Annotated in this window: 9 protein-coding genes; 3 read left to right on the forward strand and 6 right to left on the reverse strand. The window is 59.4% G+C overall.

Annotated elements, in window-relative coordinates; translation table 11 throughout:
* Positions 1 to 103: 103 nt before the first annotated feature.
* From AC1RNA_RS17125 to AC1RNA_RS17135, 3 genes are all read right to left on the reverse strand, one after another.
* A complete protein-coding gene (locus AC1RNA_RS17125; RefSeq protein ID WP_002715731.1) occupies positions 104 to 262 on the reverse strand; it encodes a DUF1127 domain-containing protein in 159 nt (52 codons plus the stop codon).
* A gap of 517 nt (positions 263 to 779) precedes the next feature.
* A complete protein-coding gene (locus AC1RNA_RS17130) occupies positions 780 to 1,337 on the reverse strand; it encodes a type 1 glutamine amidotransferase domain-containing protein (RefSeq protein WP_009340664.1) in 558 nt (185 codons plus the stop codon).
* A 71-nt stretch (positions 1,338 to 1,408) separates the two neighbouring features.
* The gene (locus AC1RNA_RS17135) at positions 1,409 to 2,311 is read right to left on the reverse strand and encodes a DUF2189 domain-containing protein (protein WP_492951860.1); all 903 of its coding nucleotides are present in this window, start codon (positions 2,309 to 2,311) and stop codon (positions 1,409 to 1,411) included.
* A gap of 309 nt (positions 2,312 to 2,620) precedes the next feature.
* Between AC1RNA_RS17135 and AC1RNA_RS17140 the strand changes: the two genes are divergently transcribed.
* Together AC1RNA_RS17140 and AC1RNA_RS17145 are read left to right on the forward strand one after the other, a co-directional pair.
* On the forward strand, positions 2,621 to 2,980 hold the full coding sequence (locus AC1RNA_RS17140; RefSeq protein ID WP_009340662.1) for a DUF3597 domain-containing protein: 360 nt from the start codon (positions 2,621 to 2,623) through the stop codon (positions 2,978 to 2,980).
* Positions 2,981 to 3,217: 237 nt separating this feature from the next.
* Positions 3,218 to 4,009, forward strand: a complete 792-nt coding sequence (locus AC1RNA_RS17145) for a fumarylacetoacetate hydrolase family protein (RefSeq protein ID WP_492951861.1) — start codon at positions 3,218 to 3,220, stop codon at positions 4,007 to 4,009.
* Between the two features lie 51 nt (positions 4,010 to 4,060).
* Here AC1RNA_RS17145 and AC1RNA_RS17150 read toward each other — a convergent pair whose 3' ends face one another.
* Both AC1RNA_RS17150 and AC1RNA_RS17155 read right to left on the reverse strand, forming a co-directional pair.
* Positions 4,061 to 4,291, reverse strand: coding sequence for a GNAT family N-acetyltransferase (locus AC1RNA_RS17150; RefSeq protein ID WP_492951867.1), 231 nt, complete (start codon positions 4,289 to 4,291; stop codon positions 4,061 to 4,063).
* 67 nt (positions 4,292 to 4,358) lie between these two features.
* A complete protein-coding gene (locus AC1RNA_RS17155; RefSeq protein WP_492951868.1) occupies positions 4,359 to 4,631 on the reverse strand; it encodes a GNAT family N-acetyltransferase in 273 nt (90 codons plus the stop codon).
* Between the two features lie 243 nt (positions 4,632 to 4,874).
* On the opposite strand from AC1RNA_RS17155, the gene AC1RNA_RS17160 reads away from it, so the two are divergent.
* Entirely contained in the window at positions 4,875 to 5,282 is a 408-nt protein-coding gene (locus AC1RNA_RS17160; RefSeq protein ID WP_009340658.1) for an SPW repeat protein, read from the forward strand.
* A gap of 76 nt (positions 5,283 to 5,358) precedes the next feature.
* Here the strand turns inward: AC1RNA_RS17160 and uvrA are convergent, their stop codons facing one another.
* Complete coding sequence (gene uvrA / locus AC1RNA_RS17165) at positions 5,359 to 8,340, reverse strand: excinuclease ABC subunit UvrA (RefSeq protein ID WP_048756947.1); 2,982 nt, start codon at positions 8,338 to 8,340, stop codon at positions 5,359 to 5,361.
* Positions 8,341 to 8,641: the final 301 nt, after the last annotated feature.

Here is an 8,641-nt window from a genome sequence, read left to right on the forward strand (position 1 = left end):
CGGGCAGCGCAACGAGCGACCATGATTCAGGGGGCAGAAACAACAAACGCCCGCTTGAGGCGGGCGTTCGTCGTGTTTCGTAGTGTAACCTCTAAGAGGCGTCTTAAGCGGCCTTGCGGTAGGCACCCGCAGCGACGCGCTCGATGTCGCCACGATCAATGCCGATGTCGGCCAGCTCGCGCTCGCTGAGCTCCGAAAGCTCGCGGTAAGCGCGATTGTAGTCACGGAACGCCTTGATGATGCGAACGAGAGAGAGGATCATGGTAGTCACCTTTGATTTGTAGTTCAGTCCTTGAGGACTGCATGGACAGAGTAATAATCTTTTTTTCCTGGTATACCAGCGCAAATGTTGCGATGCAGCTAAGCGAATAATGCATATCTATAACGGTAATATATGTTCGTGGCCGATGGGTCATCTTAAATTATTATGATTCTACAAATGGAAATGCCTTTCACGTTCTCTTTTGTGAGACGATGCGTTTCGTGACATATGCAAGATATGCATGAACCGTAAATGAATTTGTGAATCATGGATCAGAATTTGAATATGAATTCATGGCCTACGGGAGCAGCCATGTGATTTTACTCGTTATTTTGGATCGGCTTTCAGGGAACAGTCGGACGTCTTCAGGCCATCCAACGGATGTCGTCTGAAGAGCGCCTCAAGGCGCAGGAATGCTCTGTGCGCGGTGCCTGGTGTCGATGAAAGGCGCTCGAGCAGCAGGGCCCAGTTATTTGACACCACGCCTGAATGACAAGGCTGTGAGGCGCGAATGGCGTCAGGCCGCGCGTTGTGCGTGTCTGCCTTCGCGGATTTCCTCGATGATCTTGGTCGAGAACGCCTCGAGGTCGCCTGGATTGCGCGAAGTGATGAGGCCTTGATCGGTCACCACTTCGGAATCTTCCCACTTGCCGCCTGCGTTGATCACATCGGTTTTGATCGATTTGTAGGATGTAACCTTCTTGCCCTTGATGAGACCGGCCTCGATCAAGAGCCATGGCGCGTGACAGATCGCGGCCAGCACCTTCTTCTGCTTGTAGATGCTTTTGATAAAGGCGAGCGCCCTGGGCTCGATGCGCAGCAGATCGGGATTGATCTGTCCGCCCGGAAGCACCAGCGCGTCGTAATCGTCGGCCGAGACTTGATCGAGCGTCTTGTTGACCTTAATCGGATGGCCCCAATCAGTCTTGTCCCATCCCTTGATGTCGCCGGGCTGCAGCGAGACGACATCGACGGTTGCGCCTGCGGCCTTCAGCTTGGCGAGCGGAACCTCAAGTTCGGACTGCTCGAAGCCATTGGTGGCGAGAATGGCGATTTTCTTTCCGGACAGTTGCATGGCGCACTCCGTTTCTGGCAGCCCTTGCCGTCAACGGATGGCGCCATGCCACGTTCCTTGTTTCGCGGCCGTTATCGCAGCCAGGAGATCAGGTTGACCGGGAAATCGGCAGCGTAGCGCTTTTCTCTCGGCGGTTGTGTCGGCTCCCGGTAGGGCTGCGTCGCGGGTTCGACGACCATGCGATAAAGATGCCATGTCGCGTGGCCGAGCACGGGCACAACGACCGCAAGTCCGAGGAACAGCGGCAGAGATCCGAGCACCAAGAGGATTGCGACAATAAGTCCCCAAGCCATCATCACCTGCGGGTTTTCCGCCACCGCTTTCATGGAAACCGTCATGGCCTGTCCCGCGCTGGCATGACGGTCCAGCATCAGCGGAAACGCGACGACGCTGATGCACAAGGCCACGATTGCGAACATGAGGCCCACGCCGCAGCCGAGGAGGATCAGCGTCCAGCCTTGCCGCGTGGTCAGTACCATGCCGATGAAGTCGGGTATCCGTGCGGCCGGAGCATAGCCGAAGCAGGCGATATAAATGGCCTGTGCCGTCGTGACCCACGCCGCAAACAGCACCATCAGCAGCAGGCCCAAAGCGAGCATCGCACCGAGCGACGGAGATGACAGAACGTGCAGCGCGTCGGATGCCGTCGGGTTTTGCCCGGCCTCGCGGCGCCGGCTGAGTTCGTAAAGGCCGATGGCGGCGAACGGCCCGAGCAGCGCGAAACCCGCAGCCAGCGGGAATAACAAGGGCAATACCGAATAGCCGTGGATCAGCCGTGCGACGATGAGGCCGATAACTGGATAGATCAGAGCGAGGATGACTGCATGCGATGGCAGCGCGGTGAAATCGTCCCAGCCTTTCCGCAGGCAGGTGGACAGATCGGACATCTGAATTCGTCGAACCGCAGGCAAGTCGTTGGCCGGGTAGACGGGGACGGGCAGGGTGTTGCCGGAAGAGGGATAACTGGAAGACATGACAGAGGCTCCCGTTCGATGGCGGTTGACGCGATGTTCGCGACCGTGACCACGCGGAAGCAACGCGCGTCTGATGTGGGAGGCTAAACCTTCCCTAGCAGGAACAAACTCACGCTTCGGTGAATTTGTTCCAATCGAATCCGAATGAGAGGGCGCATTCTTATACCGTCTTCAAATTTTCATCGGCCTGACATGATAGCCGAAGGATGACGGGCGTATTGGCAAGCTGCACACCTTAAGGCAGACTTTGCATCAGGTGACGCTCGCGGCGCCGATATTTTGTTTCAAATCGCAAGCAAGGAGTTCAGCATGAGCATCTTTTCCAAGATCATGGGCGCTATTTTCGGCACGACCAGCGCACAGGCGGCGGAGCCCGCTGGAGGCGCAGCCCCGGCTGCGGCTCCCGCACAGACCGTTGACGTGGCGCCGATCCTTGACGCCGCCGTGAAGGCCAAGGGCGAGAAGCTCGAATGGCGCACCTCGATCGTCGACTTGATGAAGGCGCTCGATATCGACTCCAGCCTTGCCGCGCGCAAGGAGCTCGCCAAGGAATTGAACTACACCGGCGACACCAATGATTCGGCTTCGATGAACATCTGGCTGCACAAGCAGGTGATGACCAAGCTCGCTGCGAATGGCGGCAAGCTGCCCGCTGACATCAAGCATTGATCGGCCTCTAACGTACGGTTTGTAACGGACGTCATGTCACGACTGTTTTGGGCCCGCCGCGCTTGCGCAGCGGGCCTTTTGCTTGAGAGCGCGGCGCCTGGGTTGACGGAAATGTGTAGGCGGACTGGCCGGATGGAACGCGTTTTTAGAGATGACGGCAGCCGGGCAGCCGCGCTATGAAAATGCATTCAAACGAGGCCGGACGAACGGCCCGCTGGGAAACAAAAGGAAAATCAAATGACAAATATCGATCGACGCACGGTTTTGGCCGGCAGCGCGGTGGCGCTGGCGGGTACGGCGCTGGCCACCCCGGCGGCGGCGGCGCAGGGGAACGCGAAAACGGTGTTCGAGGTGGCGCAGATCACGATCCCGATCGAGGGCCAGAGCGAGGTGTTTCCGGTTCGCCGCATCTATTGCATTGGCCGCAACTACGCCGCCCATGCCATTGAGCGCGGCTCCGACCCGACACGCGAGCCGCCGTTCTTCTTCCAGAAGCCGACCGACGCGATCCAGAACGTGCCAACCGGCAAGGTGGCCGACCATCCATATCCGTCGCTGACCAAGAACTACCACCACGAGGTCGAACTGGTCGCCGCGCTGAAATCGGGCGGCACCAACATCCCGCCGGAGAAGGCGCTGGACTGCGTGTTCGGCTATACCATTGGCCTCGACATGACCCGCCGCGATCTCCAGAACGAGATGGCCGCGCTGAAGAAGCCGTGGGAAATTGGCAAGAGCTTCGACCATGCTGCCGTGCTCGGGCCCATTCATCCGGTCGCGAAAGTCGGCCACCCGGTCAAGGGTGAGATCTCGCTCGCGGTGAACGGCACAGTCCGGCAGGATGCCGATCTCGACAAGATGATCTGGAGCGTCGCCGAGCAGATCTCGAAGCTGTCGGAAGCTTTTGAGCTGAAGGCCGGTGATATCATCTATTCCGGCACGCCGGCGAATGTCGGCCCGGTGGTGAAGGGCGATGTGCTGCTTGCCAAGATCGCAGGCTTCCCGGACATGTCGATCAAGATCGTCTGATTTTGATAAGCGAACAAAAAGCCCGCCATTGGCGGGCTTTTTTATGCGGCTTCAGGACTTCAGGTCCGAATATTCGGGATGTTCGGAGAGAAAGGCGCGGGCGAAACTGCATGCCGCGACCACTTTTTCTCCCTCGTGCCGGATCGTTTCCAGAACGCCGCCCATCAGGCGTGACGCGATGCCGTGTCCACGCAGCGCGGCAGGAGTCTCGACATGGGTAATGACGATGGTGCGGCCCTCGCGGCGGTAGCGTGCGAAGGCGACATCGCCATCCACGTCCATCTCGAAGCGGCTCAATGTCGTATTGTCGCGAACTGGAATGTGCGTACTCCTATCGCCAATTGATGGCTTACTTCAGCAGGTCGGCGTAATCCGCGTGCTTATCGATATAGGCCTTCACGAATGGACATTGCGGGATAACCTTGAGGTGCCTTGAGCGCACATCGTCGAGTGCGCCTTTCACCAGTTGCGAACCGATGCCGCGGCCGCCGAGTTCCTTCGGCACTTCGGTGTGGACGAATGTGATGACGCCGTCCGATAGCTTGTAATAGGTGGCCGCGAGATGGCCATCGACGGTCAACTCGTAGCGGCCTTCCGTGGGATTGTCCTGAACCGCACCCATTGTCTCACCCATCTAATCTTCGCGGATTTCGGGTCGTTCCCGACAGGCTCATATCGATCGAATGTGCTTCGAATGATCGGGATAGGGCCATCCTGTGACAACAAAGCCGGGCGGACGGCTCTTGTAAAGTCTCGGGGGTTTCATAGGTTTTCTGTGGACATACCCCTGCGGCCGACCGGTCGTGATGGTTGAAGTCGCCTCGTTCAGGCCGCCGCCGTATGCCTCTTTAAACAGGAGGTTTCCATGTCTGGCGCTCGGTTCTTCGACACCCATCGGACGTGGGAGGACTGGGTCGGGATGCTGCTCGGTATCCTGATCGCCGTTTCTCCCTGGATGAACGGGGAGGTCAACTACGGTCTCGGATTACTCTCCGATCCGGGATTGATCCTGATGAATACCGCGGTCGTAGGCATCCTCATCATCGGCCTTTCGCAACTCGAATACATCGCCTTGCGGCGCTGGGAGGAAGGTTGCGAGATGGCGCTCGCTGTCTGGCTGATCATGTCGCCTTACGTGTTCGGATATTCGACCGACGGCATGTTGAGGTTCTGGCATGCCGCCCTCGGCGGCGCCGTCTTCCTGCTCGCCACGCTGAAGCTATGGCAGGATTGGGAATTGTCCGATCGGGAGCTTGCCCGGCACGGGCAATAAAACCCTGTTCGGGTGACAGGGTTGAAGGCTCGGTGTTCAGGCGATCGATCGGATCGGTCGCCTGAACGGGTTTGTTTTATTCTGCCGCTTCGCCATTCGCGCACAGATGGCCGGTTTGTCCCTTTGCAAGGACAGGTGCCAGGAATTTGCCCGTATAGCTGCGCGGCGCGCGCACGATGTCTTCCGGCGGGCCCCATGCGACGATCTCGCCGCCGCCATCACCACCCTCAGGGCCGAGGTCGATCACCCAGTCAGCGGTCTTGATGACTTCGAGATTGTGCTCGATTACCACCACACTATTGCCCTGCGCGACCAGTTCGTGCAGCACCTCGAGCAGTTTCGCGACATCGTGGAAGTGCAGGCCGGTGGTCGGCTCGTCGAGAATGTAGAGCGTGCGGCCGGTGGCGCGCTTTGAGAGCTCCTTGGCGAGCTTGACGCGCTGCGCCTCACCGCCGGACAGCGTTGTCGCCTGCTGGCCGACATGGATGTAGCCGAGGCCGACGCGCTGCAGGGTACGGAACGTCTCGCGGATGCGCGGCACGGCGCGGAAGAATTCCTCCGCCTCGTCCACGGTCATGTCGAGCACGTCGGCGATGGTCTTGCCCTTGAACATCACCTCGAGCGTCTCGCGGTTGTAGCGTTTGCCCTTGCAGGTATCGCAGGTGACGTACACGTCCGGCAAGAAGTGCATCTCGATCTTGATGAGGCCGTCGCCCTGACAGGCCTCGCAGCGGCCGCCTTTGACGTTGAAGGAGAAGCGACCCGGTTCGTAGCCGCGCGCCTTGGATTCCGGCAGGCCGGCGAACCATTCGCGGATCGGCGTGAAAGCGCCGGTGTAAGTCGCGGGATTGGAGCGCGGCGTGCGCCCGATCGGCGATTGATCGATGTCGATGATCTTGTCGATATGTTCCAGCCCCTCGATCCGGTCATGCGGCGCGGGGGCGTCGGCGGCGCCGTTGAGCTTGCGTGCGATCGATTTGTAGAGCGTGTCGAGTAGCAGCGTCGACTTGCCGCCGCCGGACACACCGGTGACGCAGGTAAACAGGCCGAGCGGGATTTCCGCCGAGATGTTCTTGAGATTGTTGCCGCGCGCGTTCACGATTTTCAGTGTCCGCCGGTGGTTCGGCGGACGACGCTCGGGGATCGGCACGTACTTCTCGCCGGTGAGATATTTCCCGGTCAGTGAGTTCGGGTTTTTCATGATCTCGACAGGCGTGCCGCGCGCGACGATATAGCCACCGTTGATGCCTGCGCCGGGGCCGACGTCGACGACATGATCGGCGAGGCGGATGGCATCCTCGTCGTGTTCGACGACGATAACGGTATTACCGAGATCGCGCAGGCGTTTGAGCGTGTCGAGAAGGCGCGCATTATCGCGCTGGTGCAGGCCGATGGAGGGCTCGTCCAGCACATAGAGAACGCCGGTCAGGCCTGAGCCGATCTGCGAGGCGAGGCGGATGCGCTGGCTTTCGCCGCCGGACAGCGTGCCGGAGGAGCGTGACAGCGTGAGATAATTCAGACCGACATCAAGCAGGAACGACAGGCGCTCGCGGATTTCCTTGAGAATACGCACCGCGATCTCATTCTGCTGCTTGTTGAGCAGGTCTGGTACGGTCTCGAACCATTCGCCGGCTTTCTTTACCGACAGTTCTGAGATTTCGCCGATGTGTTTGCCGCCGATCTTGACGCATAGAGCTTCCGGCTTGAGTCGATAGCCGTGGCAGCCGGCGCAAGGCACGTCGGCGAAGTATTTGCCAAGCTCCTCCCGTGCCCATTCGCTTTCGGTCTCTGCGAAGCGGCGCTCGATATTGGTGATGATACCTTCGAACGGCTTCTTGGTGTCGTAGGAGCGGGTGCCGTCTTCATAGGAGAACTTGATGGCATCCTCGCCCGAGCCGTAGAGCAGGGCGGTCTGCGTCTTCTTCGGCAGATCCTTCCACTTGGTGTCGAGTGTGAATTTGTAGAACTTGCCGAGCGCCTGCAGCGTCTGGATGTAATAGGGCGAGGACGACTTCGCCCATGGCGCGATCGCGCCCTTGCGTAGGCTGAGGTCCTTGTCCGGGATGATGAGTTCAGGGTCGATATGCTGTTCGATGCCGAGGCCGCCGCATTCGGGACACGCGCCATACGGATTGTTGAAGGAAAACAGCCGCGGCTCGATCTCGGGCAGCGTAAAGCCGGACACCGGACAGGCGAATTTTTCCGAGAACAGCAGCCGTTCGGGTCCGCTCTTGTCGTGGATTTTCGCGGTTTTTTTCTCGGGCTTCTTGCTCTCGGCGTCTGAGGCGGCCGGCTTGTCGGCGAATTCGACCACCGCGAGGCCCTCGGCAAGTTTCAATGCGGTCTCGAACGATTCCGCGAGACGCTGGGCCATGTCGGGGCGCACCACGATGCGGTCCACCACCACGTCGATGTCGTGCGGGAATTTCTTGTCGAGCGCGGGCGCTTCGGTGAGTTCATGAAACGAGCCGTCGATCTTGACGCGCTGGAAGCCCTTCTTGAGATACTCCGCAAGTTCCTTGCGGTATTCGCCCTTGCGGCCGCGCACGACTGGCGCGAGCAGATAAAGCCGCGTGCCTTCCGGCAACGCGAGTACGCGATCCACCATTTGCGAGACGGTCTGGCTTTCGATCGGCAGTCCCGTTGCGGGCGAATAGGGAACACCGACCCGTGCCCACAACAGGCGCATGTAGTCGTAAATTTCGGTGACGGTGCCGACCGTCGAGCGCGGGTTCTTCGACGTGGTTTTCTGCTCGATGGAGATCGCAGGCGAAAGGCCGTCGATCTGGTCGACGTCCGGCTTCTGCATCATTTCGAGGAACTGCCGCGCATAGGCCGACAGCGATTCCACGTAGCGGCGCTGGCCTTCCGCATAGATGGTGTCGAAGGCGAGGGAGGATTTACCCGAGCCTGACAGACCGGTGAACACCACAAGCTTGTCGCGGGGCACCTCGAGGTCAACGTTCTTCAGATTGTGCTCGCGCGCGCCGCGAATGGTGATGGCGCGAGAGGCGTTCGCCTCCTGTCCACGTTGTTTTGCCTTGATGACTTCGTCCATGATCGGTTCCAGCGGGCCGGGCACAAGTAAGAACGCCGTGCCGGGCAAAACCGGATCGCGCGTCAGGCATAAGAGGTTGGCCGTGACTGGAACGTAGGAAGAACGGACGGAAATTTCCAGTGTCGGCTTTGCCAGATCACCGGAATCATTTGGTCTGACTGATCTGTGAGGGTTTCGCGCCAGGAACTGACAGGCGTTCTGCCTTTCGTTTCTTCCACACAACAAAAAAAGGCCGGCTTTCGCCGGCCTTTTCCTCGGATCGCAGGTGCGATCAGAAGGTCTTAGTACTTGGCGACAACCG

This window comes from Afipia sp. GW821-FHT14H12 (assembly GCF_058803465.1).